Raw genomic sequence first — 18,810 nt, forward strand, 5'->3', positions numbered from 1 at the left:
ATTGAAAGGATGGCGACCAAACTCTCCCTTGCCACGCTCGACGCGGTCAAAGCCACGGCCGGCGTCCCGAACTACGGCCGGCATGACCTTCGGGCCGGCATCGTGCACTTCGGCGTCGGCAATTTCCACCGCGCGCATCAGGCGGTCTATCTCGATGACCTTTTCAACCTGGGACGCGATCGCGATTGGGCGATCATCGGCGCGGGTGTCCTGCCATCGGACAAGGTCATGCGCGACAAGCTCGAAGCGCAGGATTTCCTGACGACGGTGGTCGAGCAGGACAACAACCGCACGGGCGCGCATGTCACCGGCGCCATGATCGCCTATCTCGAGCCCGGCGACACGCCCGCGATCGTGGCGCAGCTCGCGAGCCCGCTCATCCGCATCGTCTCCCTGACGATCACCGAAGGCGGCTATTTCATCGATCCGGCATCCGGCGTCTTCGACCCGGCGCATCCGGCGATCGTCGAGGATGCGCGCGATCCGGCGGCTCCAAAAACCGTCTTCGGCCTCATCCTGGCAGGGCTCGCCGAACGCCGCGCCAAGGGTATTCCGCCGTTCACGATCATGTCCTGCGACAATATTCCTGGAAACGGGGAGGTCACCCACGCTGCCGTTTCCGGTCTGGCGCGCCTTTCCGATCCAGGCTTTGCGGACTGGATCGATGCCAATGTCGCCTTTCCGAACGGCATGGTCGATCGCATCACGCCGGCGACCGGTGCCCGCGAGATCGGCATCGTCGCCTCGCAATACGGAATCGACGATGCCTGGCCGGTCTTTTGCGAGGAATTCAAGCAATGGGTGCTGGAAGACCGCTTCCCGCAAGGCCGCCCGGCGCTGGAAGAGGTGGGCGTTCAGTTCGTGCCCGACGTGGCGCCGTACGAGCACATGAAGATCCGTATCCTCAACGGCGGCCATGCGGCGATCGCCTATCCGGCGGCACTGCTCGACATCCATTTCGTTCATGAGGCGATGGAGGAGCCGTTGATCCGCGCCTTCCTGTCAAAGCTGGAGCACGACGAGATCATCCCGGTGATACCGCCCGTTCCGGACACGGATCTGAAGGATTATTACAAGCTCATCGAGACGCGTTTCTCCAATCCGAAGATCGGCGACACGGTCGCGCGGCTGGCGCAGGACGGCTCCAACCGACAGCCGAAATTCATCCTGCCGTCGACGGCCGACCGCCTGCGCCGCGGCGAAGACGTCGTCGGGTTGTCGCTCGTTTCGGCGCTGTGGTGCCGCTATTTCGCCGGCAAGTCGGACAGCGGCAAGGAAATCGTTTTCAACGACGCCAACGCCGACCGGCTGCATGCCGCCGCGGTTGCAGCGAAGGACGATCCAATGGCGTTCCTTGCGCTTTCCGACATCTTCGGCGATGTCGCGCAATCCGATCTCTTCCGCCGCCGTTTCGCTCACGCGTTGAAAGTGCTTTGGGAAAAGGGTACGCGTGCCACGCTCCAGCTTTATCTGGACGGAAACCTCGGGGAATGACGATGGTGGGGCACGCCTCCAGGCTGGTGATTTTCGATTGTGACGGCGTATTGGTGGACAGCGAACCGATTTCGCTCGGGGTCCTCGTCGACGCGCTCGCGGCTGCCGGCGTTTCGATGACGGCGGAGGAGGCGAGCGAGCGCTTCCTCGGCCGCAGCTTGAAGACCATGTCGACGATCCTGCACGAAGAACACGGACTTGCGACCGACGAGGTATTTCTCGAAGGCATGCGGACCCGGCTCTATGCACGGTTTCGCGAGGAACTGAGGCCGATCGCCCGCATACGCGAGGCGGTGGAAGGCCTGGGCACCGCCCATTGCGTGGCTTCGTCGAGCCAGCCGGAGCGCATCCGCCTCTCGCTGACCGTGACGGGGCTCATCGATCTCTTCGAGCCGAACATCTTCAGCGCCAGCATGGTGGCGCGCGGCAAGCCGGCGCCCGACCTTTTCCTGCATGCAAGCGCGGAGATGGGCTATCACCCGTCCGATTGCATCGTCATCGAGGACAGCCCGGCCGGCATCGAGGCGGCAAAGTCCGCCGGCATGCGCGTCTTCGCCTTCGCGGGGGGCAGCCACGCACGAAACGACCGCCACCGGCGGACGCTCGCCAGCCTCGAACCCGACGTGCTGTTTGACGACATGGGCGAATTGATACAGTTTGTCCGGCAATAGGGAGAGCAGGACGGGGCGGTTTTGCGGCCGCGTCGTCCCGCTCGGCGAAAATCCATCATTTTTCGGGACGGGGGCATCCATTGATGCGCGAATATGTCGTGGCGGTCGATATCGGAACCGGCAGCGCCCGCGCCGGCGTCTTCGATCGGCGAGGTAAGCTCCTGGCGCGGGCCGATCGGACGATTGCAATGAACCGTCCGGAGGAAAACCACGCCGAGCACGATTCAGAGGACATCTGGGCTGCGGTCTGCGGTGCCGTCAGATCGGCGCGCGAGAAGGCCGCTGTGCCGGCCGAGAGCATCGCGGCGGTCGGCTTCGACGCCACCTGTTCGCTCGTCGTGCGCGATCGCGACGGCGCGCCGCTTTCGGTCAACCGTCAGGGGGAGGCACGCTGGGACACCATCGTCTGGCTAGACCACCGGGCGTTGGCGGAAGCCGATTTCTGTACGGCGACCAAGCATCCCGTTCTCGATCATTCCGGGCGGGTGATGTCGCCCGAAATGGAAATGCCGAAGCTGATGTGGCTGAAGCGCAACCTTCCGCAGCAATGGGAACGGGCGGGGTATTTCTTCGACCTCGCGGACTACATGTCCTGGCGGTCGACCGGGAGTACGGCCCGCTCGCGCTGTACGCTGACGGCAAAATGGAACTATCTCGCCCACGAGAGACGCGGCTGGCAGCAGGATTACCTGGAGCAGATCGGTCTTGAGGACCTCCTCGAATGTGGTGGATTGCCCGAAGAGACTTTGCCGGTGGAGCGCGCCGTCGGTCGCCTGAGCGCGAGCGCGGCGGAGGAGCTCGGGCTCGACACCGGATGCCAGGTCGCGCCGGGGCTGATCGATGCCTATGCCGGGGCGCTCGGCGTGCTCGGCGGCTTCGCGGACGCGCCGGCGAAGCTGGAGCGCCAGCTGGCACTGATCGGCGGAACTTCGAGCTGCATCGTCGCCTTTTCCAAGGACATGAAGCCGGGTTTCGGCATGTGGGGGCCCTATTTCGAGGCGGTCTTGCCCGGGCTCTGGCTCATCGAAGGCGGTCAGTCGGCGACCGGAGCGCTGCTCGATCATATCGTGCGGCTGCACGGAGGCGGACTGCCGCCGACGACCGAAACGCATGCGAAGATCATCGAGCGCGTGCAGGAAATGCGCGCGGTTCATGGCGTCGACTTTGCCCAGCGCCTTCACGTGCTCCCGGATTTCCACGGCAACCGGTCGCCGCTTGCCGATCCGCATGCACTCGGCGTCATCAGCGGGCTGCCGCTCGACTCCTCCTTCGATGCGCTGTGCCGGCTCTATTGGCGAACCTGCGTCGCGATCGCGCTCGGGATTCGCCACATCCTCGAGATGATGAAGGAAGCGGGCTACGAACTCGACACGCTGCACGTGACCGGCGGGCATGTGCGCAACCCCCTGCTGATGGAGCTTTACTGCGACGTCACCGGCTGCCGGGTCGTCGCACCCCAGGCGCCCGACGCCGTTCTCCTCGGCACGGCGATGACGGCGGCCGTCGCCGGCGAGCTCTATCCGGACCTTGCCAGCGCCGGACCGGCGATGTCGTCGGCTGGAACGGAGCGGCTCCCCGACCCGGCGCTGCGCCGCATCTACGACCGGGATTATCGGCGCTTCCTCGCGCTCTATCGGCATCGCGAGGAACTGGAGTCGATGGAGTGAACTGAGATGCGGGAAGGTGCAGATTTCATCTGCAGATCTTGCCGATTATCCGCGGAACCTTTTTTCGCCTCGTGCATTATGGCGATAACCGGACGGTGACGCACATCGCCCCCAATGTGACGTCGGAGGCATACCGCCGGTTGCCAACTCACATCCCCCCTCAGTGAGTTGCCAAAGCTCAGCCAGTGCCCTTCCCTCGGCACTGGCTGTTTTGCTTCGGGGTATGATCGCCGAGCGTGTTTGGGTTGTTGACGGTGGTTACCATCGAACCTCATTCCTGTGACGAGCACAGGGATGAGGGTGAAAGCGACAGGTGCAGGGTATAGGGGAAGCTTGCGAGGCGATCCAGGGCCGATCGGCTCTGGATCCCGCGCTTCGAATTCAGGCGGCTGCCTTTGTCGTCTCGTTGAAGAACAGCGCCTGGCTGATCAGGGCCTTCACCATTTCCGGATTGAAAGGCTTGGTGACGAGGAACGTGGGCTCGGGACGTTCACCCGTCAGGAGACGCTCCGGGAAGGCGGTGATGAAAATCACCGGAACGGCGGCCGTCTTCAGGATTTCGTTGACGGCATCGATTCCCGAGCTGCCGTCCGCGAGCTGGATGTCTGCGAGCACCATGTTCGGCTTCGTCGTCTCGTAGAGGGCGATCGCTTCGTCCTTGGTGCGTGCGATCCCGGTCACGCTGTGGCCGAGGCTTTCGACCATTTGCTCGATGTCGATCGCGATCAGCGGCTCGTCCTCGATGATCATGATCTCGGTTGCAACCTGACGGGAAATTTCCTGGGATGCGCGGTCGAGAAGTGCGGCCAGCTTGGCGGCGTCTACATCGAGTACTTCGGCGGCTTCCTGTGGCGTGAACGCCTCGACCGATACGAGCAGGAACGCCTGGCGTGCGAGCGGCGAGACCGCCGCGAGGTTGACGGATGCGCGCTGTTCCCAGGCAAAGGGCGATACCGGCTCCGGCACGAGGACGGAAGACGAGCCGAACATGGATGTGAAGAGACGGAACAACGCTACCCTGTCGCTGCTTGCTTCCGGAAAGATCGACGTGTCCGCGATAAGTGCCTCGAGCACGGCCGCGACATAGGCATCTCCAGAGGTCTGCGACCCGGTCAGGGCACGTGAATAGCGGCGCAGATAAGGAAGAAATGGAGCAATACGGGTGGACAATGTCATTCAGGGACTCCCTCGATCCATGGCGAAATATCGTTGCGGAAACGTTTCTCCGAAAAAATGGTTCCGCTTCGGAACATTTCATTTTTCCGAGGCGTTATGGTGCAGGCGAACTTTCAAGGGCGAAATTGCAACAATGAGATATACGACAGGGGCAGGGCGGATGATCGGTAAAAGTCCGTCCTCCGACGATCCGAATGCGCAGATTGCGGTGAAGCTGAAGGCCCTCTACCAGTCGGTGCAGGAGGAAGCGATACCGGCACGCTTTCTCGATCTACTGGAAAAGCTGGAAGCTGCGGAACAGCAATCGGCTCTGCAGGGCAAGGAGTAAGCGCCGGATGTCATCCGAAAACCAAGAGTTCAAGCGTGAGATGCTTGCCGCGCTGCCGAGCCTGCGCGCCTTTGCGATGTCGCTGATCGGGCGGCACGACCGGGCGGACGATCTCGTGCAGGACACGATCATGAAGGCCTGGGCCAAGCAGGATCATTTCGAGATCGGTACCAACATGAAGGCCTGGCTTTTCACGATCCTGCGCAACGAGCTTTACAGTCAGATGCGCAAGCGTGGGCGCGAGGTGCAGGACAGCGACGGCCACTTGACGGAAACGCTTGCACATCACCCGGAACAATACGGCTCGCTCGATCTGCAGGATTTCCGCCGGGCGCTCGAACAGTTGCCGCCCGATCAACGCGAAGCGATCATCCTTGTGGGGGCCTCGGGCTTCTCCTACGAGGAGGCCGCCACGATCTGCGGTTGTGCGCTCGGAACGATCAAGAGCCGCGTCAACAGGGCGCGTCAGCGGCTGCAGGAAATTCTACAGGTCAGGGGAGAAAACGACTACGGGCCTGACGAGACCTCCGCACCCATCACCTCGCGTGCCTTCGTTTCGTGATTCGATCCTGCAGCGCGGTCGTATCGGACGCGCAAGGGCCGCGGTAGCACCTCGATTTGTTGCATGTCCTTGAATCGGTAACGATTCAAGGACATATGCAGTAGAGCGGTGCCGGATAACGGTGGCTCGGGAACGGAAGCGGGCATTCCGAGGGCAGCGTTCGATCGACGGAGCGCGGTCGCCATATTGCTCCAATTTGCTGTATGTTTTCATCCTTGGATCGGCTCCGGTCGAAGGAAACATTCAGCGGAGCCGAATTTCAGGTGCCTGCGCGAGTTTGGAGTTCAGGCCGGATGCGTGAAAAGACAGAGGCGATGCTTCCAGCGGTAGCGCAGGTGCTCGACGCGCCGGAGCGGCTCGGTGTCCTTCAGGCTGCCGTGCCGGACATGTCGGTCCCCGACGAGGATTTCGACGGGCTGGCGCGGCTTGCCGCGAGCCTTTTCGACGCGCCTATCGCTCTCGTCAGCCTGGTCGATCGCGAATGGCAATGGTTCAAGGCATGCATCGGAACGACGGAAACGCGGTCGCACGTTCGCGAGTCCTTCTGCGTTCATACGATTGCGGCAGGCGATGGCGGCCCCTTCCTCGTGCTTGATGCCTCCCGCCATCCGGCGTTCCGCCACCGCCGGGCGGTCGGCAGTCCGCCATTCGTGCGCTTTTATGCGGGCGCGCCGATTGTTCTGGACGGTCAGGCGATAGGAACCGTCGCGGTTCTCGATGTCGAGCCCCGGTCCGAGGTCTCGGCCAAGCGGCAAAGCGAGCTGCAGCGCATCGCAGGTGTCGCCGCCTCGCTGTTCAAGCTGAAGGACGAGGCGCGCCGCCGTGCGCTCAAGGAGGCAGCGCTTTCGCGCGAGGAGCAGCGGCTCGCCATGGCGCTCGACGCGGCCAATGTCGGCAGCTGGCTCTGGGACATTCGCGCGGGTACGGTCTCCGGCAATGGCGCGATGATGCGCATGTTCGGCCTTCCGCCGGAGCGCACCGTCGGCGCCAAGGCGATCTTCTCCGCCATTCATCCCGAGGATCGCATCCCGACCTTCTCGAAGCTCCGTCAGGCGATGGCTGCCAACGAGGAATATGACGGCATGTTTCGCATCGGCACGAACGGGCGATGGCTGCTCGGCCGCGGCCGCGTGCACGACCGGGACAGCAAGGGCGCGCCGCTGAGCTTTCTCGGCATGACGATCGACGTCTCGGACCAGCAGGCGTCGGTAAACCGTACGCGGCTGTTGCTGAAGGAGCTCAACCACCGGGTCAAGAACACGCTTGCAATGCTCCAGTCGCTCGCCCGCCAGACGCTCCGGCAAACGAGTGACCCGGCCGAGTTCATGACCGCCTTTGCCGGCCGGCTTCAGGCGATTTCCGAGGCGCACGGGCTCCTTTCCGACTACGAATGGGGCACGATCCACCTTTCGGAACTGATTTCGAAACAGTTGCTGCCCTATGTCAGCGACTATTCCCAACAGGTCGAGCTGCACAAGGACGAGATCCTGCTGGGTCCCGACCAGGCCGTCGGGCTTGGACTGGTGCTGCACGAATTGGCGACGAACGCCGTAAAATACGGCGCGCTCTCGGTCCCGACGGGGAAGATCGTGCTGACCGCGCGCCGCGTGGTCGAGGACGGCGAGTCCGTGCTGCATCTGACCTGGACCGAAGTGGGCGGGCCGCCCATTCGGGAGCCGCGTCGCCGCGGTTTCGGCTCGATCCTGATCGAGCGCAGCCTGGACAAGATCATCGGGAGCTCGGTGAAAGTCGAATATCTGCCTGCGGGGGTCACGGCGTTGATCCGGCTGCCGCTTTGATGATTTGCCCCTCATCCGCCTGCCGGCACCTTCTTCACGCAAGCGGGGCGAAGGGGACTCGCGGTTCGCCCCTCAGTCACCCAACGACGAATGATGGGCCTGAGGCTTGTCCCTTCTCCCCGCTTGCGGGGAGAAGGTCGCGGCAGCGGGATGAGGGGCCACCCAAGTGCGGAATTCCAAACTAACGATCGTCGCTGCGCTTGCGGCCCCGGCTCAGTCCGAGCAGCGCGGCAACGGCAATCCCGGTCGCCGCGCCCAGCAGCGGCTGCTTGCGCAGGATGCTTGTCACTGCGACGAGCGCAAGATTCGTCCGCATCGCCGAACGGCGCCGGCGTTCGTCGGCAAGCCGGCGGTCGCGGGCGTTCAGCCCGGCCATGAGGCCGATGACGACCAGGGCGGTCACCACCAGGGCGGCGGTTACCGTCAGCGCTGCGGCGACGGGCGAATAGCGCGCCGAGAGAAGCAGGGCGATTGCGATCAGGGCGAAGACGTAGGCGCTGCCGAGAAGCACGGCGATGATGGCCCAGAGGACCGCATTGCGCTTATAGCGCGACGCCGCAGCGGCGGCGTCGAACGCAAGCAGGGCCGACAGGACAGTCCCGAGTGTCCCCATAAGGTAGCTCCCCTTCATACTCGGTCAACGCGATGCCTGGCAGGGCCTCATCGGCGCAGCAAAGCGGCTGCGATGAGGCCGATTACGGCTGCGGTGCCGAGCGTCGCAAGAGGATGCTCGCGTATCGTCCGACGGACCTCCCTTTCCGTATCCGCATAGCGGCCGCGCAAGTCGGAAAGCATCTGCTCGCCGCTCTCCATCAGGGCGTGCAGGTCGGTTTCGGCCTGGTCACGGGCGCCGCGCGCCTTGGCCTTTGCGTCACGCGAAGCCGCAGCGCCGCGGTCGGCAATCAGCGCCATGAGCTGCGCGATGTCTTCGCGTATTTCGTTCAGCTGATCCTCTACCGACGGGTCGATCGCGCTGCCGTTGCGCTTGCGGCTGCCCGAGCCTGAGAACATGCCTGTCGCCATTGTCTTCTCCCTCGCTGCTGTGCCGGCGCGAAACGGCCGGCATGTGATCGGTTCATGCGAATCGGCCGGCGAAGGCACACTCCCCGGCTCTTTTGTGCGCCCGATAGGACACGCGGCGGCGCGATGTACACGCCGGCATTGTAGATCAACGCATGAGGGAGGAATTTGTTTCGGTAAATCCTGACGTTGCCGCGGTGAGCTCAGCTTCACATCGTGGCGGACTGCGGCAATACGAACGGGATATCGTGTGCCGGAGCGACGCTCACCCGCATTCGGCAGCCGAAGACCGCTTCCATGGTCTCGTCGGTCAGCACGTCTTTCGGTGCTCCGCGCGCCCGGATGCGGCCGGCTTTCATCATCACGATCTGATCGGCAAACATCGATGTAAGGTTGAGATCGTGCATGACCGCGACGACACCGCCGCCGTCGGCGCAGAATTGGCGCGCAAGCCGCATGATCGTGAGCTGGTGGCGGATGTCGAGGCTCGATACCGGCTCATCGAGCAGGAGATAGCGCGGTTCACCGGCTGCGACCGGGGCCGAGATCTGGCAGAGGACGCGCGCGAGCTGGACCCGCTGCTGTTCGCCGCCCGACAGCTCCTGGTAGAAGCGCCCCGAAAATCCGGCAAGATCGACGGCTTCGAGCGCCTGGTCGGCAATCCGGCCGTGGGCGGAAGCCCCGCCGCCGTTCGCCATGAGGCCGAGGCGCACGATCTCCCGAACGGTGAACGGAAAGGAAATGACGGTCGACTGCGGCAGCACGCCGCGCTTGAGCGCAAGCTCCCACGGTTTCAGGCTTGCGATGTCGCGACCGTTGATGGTGACCTTGCCGGCCGAAGGCGTGAGCTCGCCCGAGATCGCCTTCAAGGTCGTGGTCTTTCCCGATCCGTTCGGGCCGACGATTGCAGTCATTGCACCGGGGGCGGCTTCGAGGGAGATGCCGTGCAGCACCTGTCTTCCGGCGAGGCGGACGGAAATATCGGATGCTCTGATCATGGCCGCAATCAAAGTCCCATGTTCGACCGGCCCCTGAGCAGCACCCAGAGAAAGAAGGGCGCACCCACGAAGGCGGTGATGATGCCGATCGGCAGTTCGGCCGGCGACACGATGGTGCGGGCGAGCATGTCGGCGAAGATCAAAAGCGTGCCGCCAAGCAGGGCTGAGGCCGGCAGCAGGTAGCGATGATCCGGGCCTATGACCAGCCGCAGGAGATGCGGAACGACGATGCCGACGAAGCCGATGCCGCCGCTGACGGCCACCGACGCGCCGGTGGCGCCGGCGACGCTTAGGATGGCGATGTTTTTCAACCGCTGGACCGGGACGCCCATGTGATAGGCGGCGGCTTCGCCGAGCGTGATGGCGTTGAGCCCGCGCGCCAGGAAAGGGACGACTGCAAGAGACAGGAGGATGATCGGTCCGGCGGCGGCGATCTTGGTCCAGTTGGCGCCGGCAAGCGATCCGAGGCCCCAGAAAGTGAGATCGCGCAGTTGCTTGTCGTCCGCGATGAAGACGAGTACGCCCGTGACTGCACCGGCAAGCGCGCCCAGCGCAATGCCCGCCAGCAGCATCGTCGCGACCGACGTCTGGCCGCCGCGGGTCGCGATCCGGTAGAGCAGCAGCGTGGTGGCAAGGCCGCCGAGGAAGGCGCCGAAGGGGAGGGCATAGAAGCCGAAAACTGCGAAGAGCGGGCCAAAGGCAACATCACCGAGCACGATCAAAAGCACCGCGCCGAGGCTTGCGCCGGAGGAAACGCCAACGAGGCCGGGATCGGCCAGCGGGTTGCGGAAGAGGCCCTGCATCACCACGCCGGAAACGGCAAGCGACGCGCCGACGAGCATTCCGAGCACGGCGCGCGGCAGGCGGATATCGAGGATGATGATGCGGTCGCGTGCGCTCATGGCCTGATCGGTCTCGCCGGAGAGCCAGCGAAAGATACTGGAAAGCGATGCATCCGCCGCGCCGGTCGTTATCGACGTCATGAACGTCGCCGCCGCAAGCACCGCCAGCACTGCGATCAGGCAACGCGCCAGGCCCGCCCGGTCTCCGCTGCGCCAGTCGCGGACGATCCGGGCGGCAAGTGCCGGCCTGCGCATCGCGCCTTCCATGGCCTCACTGCGAGGCATTGGTCTTCTTTCCGTAGATTGCGGCGTTCAGTTCGCGGATGGCACCTGCCGTGCGGGGGCCGAAGCCGAGCAGATGCAGCCCATCCATGCGGATCAGTGCCTTGTTCTTCGCAGCCGGGGTCAGGCTGAGCGCCGGAAGGGCGAAGAGTTCGTCGTGGCCTGCAGCGTGGCTGCCGCCGCGATTCATCATCAGGACTACATCGGGCTTGGCCTCGATGATCGCCTCCTCAGTCAGTGCCTTGTAGCCGGGCAGGGTGCCGACGGCGTTGACCGCGCCGGCAAGCTCGATGATACCGGCGGCGGCGGTGCCGGTACCGGAGGCGAGAACCCTGCCGCCCTGGGTGCTTAGAATGAAGAGGACACGCTTGCGCTCGCCTTGCGGGCGAGCGGCACTGTCGGCCATGGCGGCGGCGAGATCCTTCTCCACGGATTGCGCGAGCGTTTCGGCCTTTTCCTTCACGCCGAGGAAAGCGCCGACCGCGCGGATCTTATTGACGATGCCGTCCTTGTCATAGGTCTCGGGGACGCTGGTGAAGGGAATGTTCGCCTCTTTGAGCACAGCGAGCGCTTCCGGCGGGCCGCTGCCCTCGACGGCGACGATTGCCGTCGGATTGACTGCGAGGACGCCTTCGGGCGCCAATTGCCGCATGTAGCCGACATCCGGCAGCTTGGTTGCCGCCTCCGGGTAAATGCTGGTGGAGTCGCGGCCGACGAGGCGGTTCTCCTCGCCGAGCGCATAGATGATTTCAGTAATCGCGCCGCCCACCGAGACGACGCGGGAGGTGTCCGGCTGCTCGAGCACCTCGGCCATCGCCGGGCGCAGGAAAGGCGGGGCTCCCGGCGCAAGCGAGGGCAGCACGAAGGGCGCCGACAGCGCGAAGGCCGCGAGGGCCATTTCCCAACGCCGAAGACGGCGGATAGCGAAGCCGTTCATCATCACTTCCTTTGAATCTATGCGTGTCGTCCCAAACCGCCGCCCGGTTGGGCGGCACCATCAGGCCGCGACGACGGCTTCCAGACGGGGCAGCTCCTCGACCAGGCTGCGCCATTCGGCCCTCTCCGAGGAACCTTCCTTACGCTTCCCGAAAAACTGGATGATCATCTCGCCCTTGGCGTCGAGCCCTTCGAGGGAGGTCACGTGTCCGTCCGCGGTCGGCTTGCGCACGGCCCAGAGCTCGGCGGTATGGTCGGTGCGCAGATGCAGATGGAAGGTTTCATCCATCACGTTCAGCCACGGCCCCATCGTGCCGATCTTGACGACCGGACCGGAATGAATCTGGATGACGCCGCCATTGCCGACGAAGCACATGATCGGCAGCGCCGTCTCTGCAGCACTGCGCATCATCATCTCGATGCAGGCCGTGTCGAGCCGCCAGGCGAAGTCGTCGCCGATCGCGTGCAGCGCCCGGCGCCGTCCGATATTGAGCTTGCGCAACATGCCGGGGACTGATGCGTGTCCGTGAGCTTCGACCAGCGGTCGCGCAGCTCTGCCGTATCGACTGCGGCATCGACCGCATCGTCGGTTGCGGGCGCGCCGGCATCGGCGATGAAGTCCTGCGACTGGTCGTCCAGGCGAAGATCTTCGACCATCTTATCATAGGCGGCGAGGTTCGACTGGGGACGCAGATGAACCTTGTGGACGGCATGACCCCACTTGTCGAAGAACTGCAGGCTGCGGCGAACCTCCCCTTTCGCATCCGTCTTGGTCACGGCGAAACCATGTGCCCAGGCGCCCGGAAAGATGCGCAGGTCGATTTCGGAGCCAAGCACCAGAGCCGCGGCGTGTCCTTGCTTGATGTTCTCGTAGACGCCGACCTTTTCGTGGACGGCGCTTTCGTTGCGGGTAAGCGCAAGGACTTCGCCCAACTCCTCGACGCGCTCGAGGAAGCGGCCGGCGCTGCTTTCGATCCGGACCGCGGTGAGGCCGCATTCGGCAGCGACGAGCGCTGCCTCCGAAATGCCGAGCTTCGCGGCGATGTCGCGTTCGCGCAGTTTCGGATTCTCGGCGCGATAGGCCCGGATTTCGGACGGGGTGGGGCGAATGCTCTTAGTCATCGTCATCTCGCTACTTGTTCAGAATCAGCTTGCCCTGGCGGGTGATCTTCATCCGGTAAATCGCCCCGTCGTGGGAAATGAGAATCTCGTTGTGGCCGCGGAAAAGGTCGTGGCTCTCGACGATCGGTTGCGGCCGGTTCAGCGGCGTCACCGTTTGCGGGGATCGTGGACTATCGTTGTCGTTCGGTGTCACGGTCTTGCCAATTCGCGAGTTGGAGACGAGACGAGCGCGTCATCCATTGGTCCCGCCCATTCCATTTAGTATCTTGACTTCATTACTCATATTTCTTTAAGGACGCAATACCGGAATGTTGTGGTCAACTTAAAAGCAACGCGTGCGGGGACCCAATGGACCGACGCGGACAGCGAGTGGTGTCAGGATGACTTATTTTTCCCGTTTTGCCTTTGCGGCCTGCGTAGCTCTCGTCACGGCAGGGGCAGCCCGAGCGCAGGATGCCGCCGCGCCGGCCGGCCTTTCGATCGAGCTCAACGAGATCGCGCCGTCGGAAAAAGGATGCAAGTTGACCTTCGTCGCCGGTAACGCGCTTGCTCAGTCGCTTTCGAAGGTTTCGTTCGAATTCGTGCTCTTCGATCAGAAAGGCCTGGTCGAGCGCATGGCCGTGCTCGATTTCAGGGATCTCCCCGCGGGCAAGACGAAAGTCAGGCAGTTCGATCTGCCGGGTACAAAATGCGAGGCGGTGAAGAGCCTGCTGATCAACGATGCACCGACCTGCGTCGGCGAAGGCGTCGACAAGAGCGCCTGCATGACCGACCTGAAGACCGGCTCGAAATCGGCCGTGGAACTCAAGGGCTGAGGTTCGCGTCCTCGAAATTGCCGGCGGAAGGCAAGACAGAATGAAACACATGGCGAAATGGGCGGCGGCGATCGGCCTTTCCCTACTGGCGCATGCCGGCGGGGCGATGTTGCTTGCGCCCGAAGAGGAAAAGGAGCTGGCGCTCATCGCCGGCGGCTCCACCGTGGAAGTGTCGCTGCTCGGCAATGCTTTCGAAGATACCGTCCAGGCGGGGGACCCATCCGAAGTGGTGGAGCCGGCGGAAGAGACGCCCGAGGAACTGAAGCCGACCGAAAGCGAACCGACGGAAGAGGTGGTCGAAGCCGTGGAGCCGGTGCCGACCGAACCTGTCTCCCAGGAGCCGTCCGAAATGACGCCGACGGAAGCGGACGTCATCCTTCCCGCAGCAGAAATGCCGGCGAGCCAGGTCGAAGAATCAGACGTGATCGCAAGCATCGCTCCGGTCGAGACCGTCATTCCGCAGGAGAGACCGGACCCTGAGGAAGTCCTGAAGCCCGAAGTCGAGAAGGTTGAGCCGAACAAGGAGCCGGCGAAGAAAAAGAAGGTCGTCCGGAAAAAGGCAGGTGAGGGCGGCACTCAGGCGAAATCGCAGAAAAAGGGCAAGGCCGACGGCGCAGAGACTGCCACGGCGGCTGCCGCCACGGGAGAAAGCCGGGGCGCCTCGCGGGAAATCGGCAATGCCGCGGTGTCGAACTATCCCGGCAAGGTCAGAAGAAAGCTGACCCGCGCTATTCGCTACCCGGCCGAGGCTAGACGGCAAGGCCTGCGTGGAGTTGCCCATGTCAGCTTTACCGTAACGTCCGGTGGTGGGGTGGCAAGGGTCGGCATAACGAAGAGCGCCGGTTCGCCCGTCCTTGATCAAGCCGCGTTGGAAACCGTGCGCCGGGCAGCACCCTTCCCAGCCATTCCCGCCGGGGCGGGGCGCGACAGATGGGAATTCAACATTCCGGTGGCCTTCACCCGGTGAATTCAGGCTGCGACCTGCTTCCGCGAGCAAGGAATATGCCGCGGGAGACAGGCTCTAAAAATATGATTAAAGCACTCATGTTTATACTTTACTCCCTCTATCAAGTTTTATAGGTTGCCTCCGTCACGCAACCGATCGGTGTGTGCCAAATCTGATTGGCGATGGACGGCAATGCCGGCGTCGCGGAGCAAGACGGAGACGACGGATGGGTGGCAAGCGGCACCAGAATTCAGGCAAGGGCGGCAAGGGCAGGGCGAAAGACGCGGCGAGCGCGCCGCAACCGAATGCCGGCAAGGTAACGCTCGAGGGCCGCAGCTTCCTCTATGTCGGCGGGCGCGACTGCCAGGTCGCGCATCTGCGCCAGATCGCCAGTTCCTACGGTGCGGAACTCATCCACCATGACGGTGGTTTACGAGAGGCGGTATCGCGCATCGATCGTGTCCTGCCCTCGGTCGACTGCGTCTTCTGCCCGATCGACTGCATCAGCCACGATGCGTGTCTTCGCGTGAAGACGGGCTGCAAGAAGTGGGGCAAGGCCTTCGTGCCGCTGCGCAACGGCTCGAAGTCGAGCCTCGAGCGGGCGCTTCAGGATCTGACCGGAAACGGAAGCGAGAATTGAACCATATACGAGCGGTCAGACGGCATTCCTGCCGGCCGCATGGAGCTTTCAAATGCATGACGAGCGTCCCGATCAGATGACGATGATCGGTCTCCACAAACTCGCTTCTCAATTCGGTGACGGACTGGTCCCCGAGCTCTACGAGCTTCTCACCCGCCGGGCACGGATGCTGGAGGAAAACGAAAACGTGACCGAGTTTCCCAGCTGGCAGGCGCGCCCGCCGGCGAGGGATCCTCTCGGCCTTGCGCCGCCGAGCGAGGGAGCTATCCTGCCGTTTCCGCGAATGATCGCGCAGCCCGTCTCGCAAAAGAAGGCCTAGGAGAGTTAACGCATGTACTTCGCCATGAACCGTTTCCGTGTCGCAGCCGGTCAGGAGGAGGCCTTCGAGGCGGTCTGGAAGGCGCGCGACTCTTCTCTCTCGGAGATGCCGGGCTTCATCGAATTCCATCTGCTGCGCGGCGACAGCGTGCCGGAGGAAGGCTACACGCCTTTTATTTCGAAATCGGCCTGGGAGAACAGGGACGCCTTCATCGCCTGGACCAAGTCCGACAATTTCCGCGCGGCGCACCGAAGCGCCGGCGAAAACAAGGCAATGTATCTCGGTCCGCCGAAGTTCGAGGGCTTTACCGTCGTCGAGGGTGCCTGATCTTAGGCCTGTTGAGATTCTTCTATCGAAGGACTGCAGTCTCTCCGCTTCCTCATCTCTGTGCTTGTCACAGAGATGAGAGCAGCGCCGCGGCTGCGGCGCGGGGAATGTTTTTTCAGTCCACGGACTTGGTCTGGCTGGATCCCCGTGACGAGCACAGAAATCGGCCCGCTTTCACCGAGCCGCGAAAATCCAACCCTTTGTTTTGCCAACGTTCAAGTGCAGCCGTGAGGCTTCGCCTTCCCAAAGCGCAATCTATCATTCTCACGCATAGAATGGAAGAAATCAGGCCCTTCTCCCGCAACCTTGCCTTTCAGCAGCCCGATCGTGAACTTGTTTTGCGGAAGGGCAACGATCCGGGCAACAGGGACTGTTCCCTTGGCGATGACGACTTCTTCGCCCGCCGCCTCGATAAGTTTGGACAGGTTCGTTTTGGCGTTACGGATGGTAACCTGCATAGGAACCTCAATCAGCTAACCGGCCTGCACATAGAGCATTTTTCGCCCGGGAATCCAGCCTCACTGCCTTCGAAGGCACCTAGCCTTTGAAGCTGCGCAGCTTTCCGGAAATACCCTACGTCTCACGCGTCCTCATCACGCTTCCGAGGCAGGAATGCCCCGATCGCGACGGCAAGCCAGCCGGCCATCATCGTCAGGCCCCCGAGCGGCGCTGACATTGGAAAGAGGCCGTGGCCCGAGAAATGGCGCATGGTGAGGTCTCCGGCAAAGAGTGCCGTGCCTGCCGCCAGCAGCAAGGCAGCGAGGGCGGCGGTGCGGAAGTGCGCCCATCCGGCATGAAGCGCGACCAGCGCCGGTGCGTGGGCGAGGCACATGGTCGATGCGCCGCCGAGAAGACGCGGATCGCCATGCGAAGCGGCGGCGGCACTCGCGACGCCGAAGAGGCCCATGAGGCCGGCGACGAAAAGCATGGTCGAGCGCAGCCCCCTGTTCGGCATCCTGGCTATTCCTTGTTCTGCATATGATGGGCGAGCCGGGTGATCGGCTCCAGAATGATCTCCCTCAGCTTCGGGTGGGAGACGGTTTCTTCGAGTGCGCGGCTGAAGCAGAGAAGCCATTCGTCGCGCTCGAGAGGCCCGATCCCGGCAATGAAGTGCCGGCGGCGCAGCATGGGATGGCCGCGTTTCTGCACATAGATCGGCGGTCCGCCAAGCCAGCCGGTCAGATATTCGTAGAACTTCTCCTCGCTGCCGGTCAGATCCGGCGGGTGGACCGCGCGGCAGTGCGCAGCCTCCGGCAGGCTGTCCATCAGTTCGTAGAAGCGCTGCGTCAGAGCACGCACGGTGGCATCGCCACCGATCGCCTCGTAAAGCGTCGTCGTTTGCGGTTCCGTCATGGTCACAATCCTCGCCGGGATTGGTACAGCGCGCGACCCGGGCGGGCAATGGCTCGCCATTCCTTCGCTTGCGGCTTTTCGGCGCGGCAGACATGCTCGTTAGGAGGAGGCGTGGAAAACGTGTCGCCTATCGCTCAAGCCAGTTTTCCAGACTAAGGCCACGAACGCGGCTGAACTCACGGATATTGTCCGTCACCAGCGTCAGGTCCAGCGCATATGCATGCGCGGCAATCAACAGATCGTGGGAGCCGATGGTCTGCCCCAGAGACTCCAATTCCGCACGAATGCTGCCATATCGGGTGTCGGCCGGAATATCCAATGGCAGCACCGGGACGATTTCCAGCAAGCTTTCGACCTTGGCGAGCAACTTCGCCGATCCCATTTTTGCGCAACCATACCGCAACTCGGACGCGACGACGATGCTGGTGTAAATCTCCTTCGGGCCGATCCGTTCGATGCGTTGCGCAGCCGGTCCGAACGGATTGTGAATGACGTCGCTGATGATGTTCGTATCGAGAAGATAGCCGTTCAAAAGATTTTCTCCGGCCGGGCGGGTATATCCTCAACATCCGGGAACCGGTCTTCAGGTCCGAGGGGAGCTTCCTTCTTCCACTCCGCGAGAAGCTCCACGATATCGGCTGGCCTGGCTATCGGTTCGATAATGAGTCTCGTTCCTTCGCGACGGATCAACACACGGTCTCCAGGCAACTCGAACTCCGCAGGAATACGGACTGCCTGGCTGCGGTTATTGCGGAACAGCTTTACTTCTTTAGGTCGCGATGACGGCAACGGGACGGGCATGGCATTCGTCTCCTTTGTATATGCCTAAATGTATATGCCGAACCATGTCAGATCAAGTATGATCTGCCTCGGCGCGACAAACATCGCCCTGAAGAAAGTGACTTGACAAACCGTCCAGACGGTATGTTTATGGGCCATGACAAGCGCCCCCTCCAGGAAGAAGCAACCGCAACGCGTCCGCCGGCAATTGCTGGAGGTTGCGGCACGCCTGTCGCTGGAGCAGGGCGTCGCCGCGGTGACCCTCGACGCCGTATCGCAGGCGGCGGGTGTCAGCAAAGGCGGGCTGCTGCACCATTTCCCCAACAAGCTGGCTCTCCTCGACGCCCTCTTCGATGACCTCGTCGCGCGTTTCGACAGCGCCCTCGACGAAGCGATGGCTGGAGATGCCGTCGAGAAGGGACGCTTTACGCGGGCCTATCTCGGCGTCTGTTTCGCGCTCGACGCGGAGGCGGAGGCGCAAGGCTGGCAGATGCTGACCATTGCGCTCCTGGCCGAGCCGCATCTCAAGGAGCGTTGGCGCGAATGGGTGGCGCGCCGGTCCACGCAATTCGCCGCGACGGACAGTTCGCCAAGTTGCCTGCTCGCCCGCTTCGCCGCCGATGGTGTCTGGCTGTCGGATCTGATGCGCAGCCATGACATCGAAGCACCGACCCGGGCGATCCTGCTTCAGAAGCTCAACGCGCTTTCGCTGGAATAGAGGGCCAGACCGGTG

23 protein-coding genes and 2 pseudogenes are annotated in these 18,810 nt (G+C 63.1%); 12 read left to right on the forward strand and 13 right to left on the reverse strand.

All coding sequences use genetic code 11. The annotated features are described in order from the left end of the window. Positions 1-9: 9 nt before the first annotated feature. The 3 genes from M1D34_RS02850 to M1D34_RS02860 all read left to right on the forward strand — a co-directional run bounded on the left by M1D34_RS02850 (position 10) and on the right by M1D34_RS02860 (position 3,832). Complete coding sequence (locus M1D34_RS02850) at positions 10-1,494, forward strand: mannitol dehydrogenase family protein (protein WP_107608235.1); 1,485 nt, start codon at positions 10-12, stop codon at positions 1,492-1,494. Then, entirely contained in the window at positions 1,491-2,165 is a 675-nt protein-coding gene (locus M1D34_RS02855) for an HAD family hydrolase (RefSeq protein ID WP_003525568.1), read from the forward strand. The genes M1D34_RS02850 and M1D34_RS02855 overlap by 4 nt, the downstream gene beginning before the upstream one ends. Positions 2,166-2,248: 83 nt before the next feature. Then, a complete protein-coding gene (locus tag M1D34_RS02860; protein ID WP_498780566.1) occupies positions 2,249-3,832 on the forward strand; it encodes an FGGY-family carbohydrate kinase in 1,584 nt (527 codons plus the stop codon). 381 nt (positions 3,833-4,213) lie between these two features. Here the strand turns inward: M1D34_RS02860 and rsiB1 are convergent, their stop codons facing one another. Further along, a complete protein-coding gene (gene rsiB1 / locus M1D34_RS02865) occupies positions 4,214-5,008 on the reverse strand; it encodes a PhyR-type response regulator RsiB1 (protein WP_003525566.1) in 795 nt (264 codons plus the stop codon). A 160-nt stretch (positions 5,009-5,168) separates the two neighbouring features. Between rsiB1 and rsiA1 the strand changes: the two genes are divergently transcribed. The 3 genes from rsiA1 (at position 5,169) to M1D34_RS02880 (ending at position 7,697) form a co-directional block, all read left to right on the forward strand. Then, a complete protein-coding gene (rsiA1, locus tag M1D34_RS02870; RefSeq protein ID WP_003525565.1) occupies positions 5,169-5,336 on the forward strand; it encodes an anti-sigma factor RsiA1 in 168 nt (55 codons plus the stop codon). Between the two features lie 7 nt (positions 5,337-5,343). Continuing rightward, entirely contained in the window at positions 5,344-5,898 is a 555-nt protein-coding gene (locus M1D34_RS02875) for an RNA polymerase sigma factor (protein WP_003525557.1), read from the forward strand. 293 nt (positions 5,899-6,191) lie between these two features. Continuing rightward, complete coding sequence (locus tag M1D34_RS02880; RefSeq protein WP_010969936.1) at positions 6,192-7,697, forward strand: sensor histidine kinase; 1,506 nt, start codon at positions 6,192-6,194, stop codon at positions 7,695-7,697. 181 nt (positions 7,698-7,878) lie between these two features. Here the strand turns inward: M1D34_RS02880 and M1D34_RS02885 are convergent, their stop codons facing one another. The 7 genes and pseudogenes from M1D34_RS02885 to hemP all read right to left on the reverse strand — a co-directional run bounded on the left by M1D34_RS02885 (position 7,879) and on the right by hemP (position 13,090). Next, positions 7,879-8,310, reverse strand: a complete 432-nt coding sequence (locus M1D34_RS02885) for a hypothetical protein (protein ID WP_498780569.1) — start codon at positions 8,308-8,310, stop codon at positions 7,879-7,881. A gap of 47 nt (positions 8,311-8,357) precedes the next feature. Continuing rightward, the gene (locus M1D34_RS02890; protein ID WP_003536371.1) at positions 8,358-8,720 is read right to left on the reverse strand and encodes an ElaB/YgaM/YqjD family protein; all 363 of its coding nucleotides are present in this window, start codon (positions 8,718-8,720) and stop codon (positions 8,358-8,360) included. Positions 8,721-8,926: 206 nt separating this feature from the next. Then, on the reverse strand, positions 8,927-9,715 hold the full coding sequence (locus M1D34_RS02895; RefSeq protein ID WP_127597912.1) for a heme ABC transporter ATP-binding protein: 789 nt from the start codon (positions 9,713-9,715) through the stop codon (positions 8,927-8,929). Positions 9,716-9,723: 8 nt separating this feature from the next. After that, on the reverse strand, positions 9,724-10,842 hold the full coding sequence (locus M1D34_RS02900; protein ID WP_498780572.1) for a FecCD family ABC transporter permease: 1,119 nt from the start codon (positions 10,840-10,842) through the stop codon (positions 9,724-9,726). Beyond that, positions 10,829-11,779 carry a heme/hemin ABC transporter substrate-binding protein gene (locus tag M1D34_RS02905; RefSeq protein WP_498780574.1) on the reverse strand — a complete coding sequence of 317 codons (951 nt, stop codon included), beginning with the start codon at positions 11,777-11,779 and terminating at the stop codon, positions 10,829-10,831. Before M1D34_RS02905 ends, M1D34_RS02900 begins: the two co-directional genes overlap by 14 nt. A 57-nt stretch (positions 11,780-11,836) precedes the next feature. Next, positions 11,837-12,897: pseudogene (locus M1D34_RS02910) on the reverse strand (hemin-degrading factor). Positions 12,898-12,907: 10 nt separating this feature from the next. Further along, on the reverse strand, positions 12,908-13,090 hold the full coding sequence (gene hemP, locus M1D34_RS02915; RefSeq protein ID WP_318880832.1) for a hemin uptake protein HemP: 183 nt from the start codon (positions 13,088-13,090) through the stop codon (positions 12,908-12,910). 187 nt (positions 13,091-13,277) lie between these two features. Here hemP and M1D34_RS02920 point away from each other — a divergent pair, with 187 nt between their 5' ends. The 5 genes from M1D34_RS02920 (at position 13,278) to hmuQ (ending at position 15,944) form a co-directional block, all read left to right on the forward strand. After that, a complete protein-coding gene (locus M1D34_RS02920; protein ID WP_027990618.1) occupies positions 13,278-13,712 on the forward strand; it encodes a hypothetical protein in 435 nt (144 codons plus the stop codon). Between the two features lie 40 nt (positions 13,713-13,752). Next, positions 13,753-14,679, forward strand: a complete 927-nt coding sequence (locus M1D34_RS02925) for an energy transducer TonB family protein (RefSeq protein ID WP_498780577.1) — start codon at positions 13,753-13,755, stop codon at positions 14,677-14,679. A 205-nt stretch (positions 14,680-14,884) separates the two neighbouring features. After that, positions 14,885-15,298 (forward strand): DUF2325 domain-containing protein, encoded by a 414-nt coding sequence (locus M1D34_RS02930; protein ID WP_003536357.1) that lies wholly within the window; start codon positions 14,885-14,887, stop codon positions 15,296-15,298. A 52-nt stretch (positions 15,299-15,350) separates the two neighbouring features. Next, positions 15,351-15,617: a hypothetical protein gene (locus M1D34_RS02935; RefSeq protein ID WP_027990615.1), complete on the forward strand. Its 267-nt coding sequence runs from the start codon at positions 15,351-15,353 to the stop codon at positions 15,615-15,617. Positions 15,618-15,629: 12 nt separating this feature from the next. Then, complete coding sequence (gene hmuQ, locus M1D34_RS02940) at positions 15,630-15,944, forward strand: heme-degrading protein HmuQ (protein WP_003536354.1); 315 nt, start codon at positions 15,630-15,632, stop codon at positions 15,942-15,944. 237 nt (positions 15,945-16,181) lie between these two features. Here the strand turns inward: hmuQ and M1D34_RS02945 are convergent. The 5 genes and pseudogenes from M1D34_RS02945 to M1D34_RS02965 form a co-directional block, all read right to left on the reverse strand. Beyond that, positions 16,182-16,402, reverse strand: a pseudogene (locus M1D34_RS02945) (type II toxin-antitoxin system Phd/YefM family antitoxin); the annotation flags it as partial. A gap of 122 nt (positions 16,403-16,524) precedes the next feature. Next, positions 16,525-16,899, reverse strand: a complete 375-nt coding sequence (locus M1D34_RS02950; RefSeq protein WP_498780580.1) for a DUF423 domain-containing protein — start codon at positions 16,897-16,899, stop codon at positions 16,525-16,527. Positions 16,900-16,904: 5 nt separating this feature from the next. Beyond that, complete coding sequence (locus tag M1D34_RS02955; RefSeq protein WP_318880839.1) at positions 16,905-17,297, reverse strand: globin domain-containing protein; 393 nt, start codon at positions 17,295-17,297, stop codon at positions 16,905-16,907. A 127-nt stretch (positions 17,298-17,424) separates the two neighbouring features. Next, positions 17,425-17,829, reverse strand: coding sequence for a type II toxin-antitoxin system VapC family toxin (locus tag M1D34_RS02960; RefSeq protein WP_498780582.1), 405 nt, complete (start codon positions 17,827-17,829; stop codon positions 17,425-17,427). Beyond that, positions 17,826-18,098, reverse strand: a complete 273-nt coding sequence (locus M1D34_RS02965; RefSeq protein WP_003536345.1) for an AbrB/MazE/SpoVT family DNA-binding domain-containing protein — start codon at positions 18,096-18,098, stop codon at positions 17,826-17,828. The genes M1D34_RS02960 and M1D34_RS02965 overlap by 4 nt, the downstream gene beginning before the upstream one ends. Before the next feature lie 136 nt (positions 18,099-18,234). Between M1D34_RS02965 and M1D34_RS02970 the strand changes: the two genes are divergently transcribed. Next, a complete protein-coding gene (locus tag M1D34_RS02970; protein WP_498780584.1) occupies positions 18,235-18,795 on the forward strand; it encodes a TetR/AcrR family transcriptional regulator in 561 nt (186 codons plus the stop codon). The last annotated feature ends 15 nt before the right edge of the window (positions 18,796-18,810 follow it).

It is taken from the genome of Ensifer sp. D2-11 (assembly GCF_054161295.1).

Excerpts from the sequence above, each read along its gene's own strand:
- M1D34_RS02850 (WP_107608235.1), top strand. The coding sequence starts at position 10 with ATGGCGACCAAACTCTCCCTTGCCACGCTCGACGCGGTCAAAGCCACG.
- M1D34_RS02855 (WP_003525568.1), top strand. The coding sequence starts at position 1,491 with ATGACGATGGTGGGGCACGCCTCCAGGCTGGTGATTTTCGATTGTGAC.
- M1D34_RS02860 (WP_498780566.1), top strand. The coding sequence starts at position 2,249 with ATGCGCGAATATGTCGTGGCGGTCGATATCGGAACCGGCAGCGCCCGC.
- rsiB1 (WP_003525566.1), bottom strand. The coding sequence starts at position 5,008 with ATGACATTGTCCACCCGTATTGCTCCATTTCTTCCTTATCTGCGCCGC.
- rsiA1 (WP_003525565.1), top strand. The coding sequence starts at position 5,169 with ATGATCGGTAAAAGTCCGTCCTCCGACGATCCGAATGCGCAGATTGCG.
- M1D34_RS02875 (WP_003525557.1), top strand. The coding sequence starts at position 5,344 with ATGTCATCCGAAAACCAAGAGTTCAAGCGTGAGATGCTTGCCGCGCTG.
- M1D34_RS02880 (WP_010969936.1), top strand. The coding sequence starts at position 6,192 with ATGCGTGAAAAGACAGAGGCGATGCTTCCAGCGGTAGCGCAGGTGCTC.
- M1D34_RS02885 (WP_498780569.1), bottom strand. The coding sequence starts at position 8,310 with ATGGGGACACTCGGGACTGTCCTGTCGGCCCTGCTTGCGTTCGACGCC.
- M1D34_RS02890 (WP_003536371.1), bottom strand. The coding sequence starts at position 8,720 with ATGGCGACAGGCATGTTCTCAGGCTCGGGCAGCCGCAAGCGCAACGGC.
- M1D34_RS02895 (WP_127597912.1), bottom strand. The coding sequence starts at position 9,715 with ATGATCAGAGCATCCGATATTTCCGTCCGCCTCGCCGGAAGACAGGTG.
- M1D34_RS02900 (WP_498780572.1), bottom strand. The coding sequence starts at position 10,842 with ATGCCTCGCAGTGAGGCCATGGAAGGCGCGATGCGCAGGCCGGCACTT.
- M1D34_RS02905 (WP_498780574.1), bottom strand. The coding sequence starts at position 11,779 with ATGATGAACGGCTTCGCTATCCGCCGTCTTCGGCGTTGGGAAATGGCC.
- M1D34_RS02920 (WP_027990618.1), top strand. The coding sequence starts at position 13,278 with ATGACTTATTTTTCCCGTTTTGCCTTTGCGGCCTGCGTAGCTCTCGTC.
- M1D34_RS02925 (WP_498780577.1), top strand. The coding sequence starts at position 13,753 with ATGAAACACATGGCGAAATGGGCGGCGGCGATCGGCCTTTCCCTACTG.
- M1D34_RS02930 (WP_003536357.1), top strand. The coding sequence starts at position 14,885 with ATGGGTGGCAAGCGGCACCAGAATTCAGGCAAGGGCGGCAAGGGCAGG.
- M1D34_RS02935 (WP_027990615.1), top strand. The coding sequence starts at position 15,351 with ATGCATGACGAGCGTCCCGATCAGATGACGATGATCGGTCTCCACAAA.
- hmuQ (WP_003536354.1), top strand. The coding sequence starts at position 15,630 with ATGTACTTCGCCATGAACCGTTTCCGTGTCGCAGCCGGTCAGGAGGAG.
- M1D34_RS02950 (WP_498780580.1), bottom strand. The coding sequence starts at position 16,899 with ATGCCGAACAGGGGGCTGCGCTCGACCATGCTTTTCGTCGCCGGCCTC.
- M1D34_RS02955 (WP_318880839.1), bottom strand. The coding sequence starts at position 17,297 with ATGACGGAACCGCAAACGACGACGCTTTACGAGGCGATCGGTGGCGAT.
- M1D34_RS02965 (WP_003536345.1), bottom strand. The coding sequence starts at position 18,098 with ATGCCCGTCCCGTTGCCGTCATCGCGACCTAAAGAAGTAAAGCTGTTC.
- M1D34_RS02970 (WP_498780584.1), top strand. The coding sequence starts at position 18,235 with ATGACAAGCGCCCCCTCCAGGAAGAAGCAACCGCAACGCGTCCGCCGG.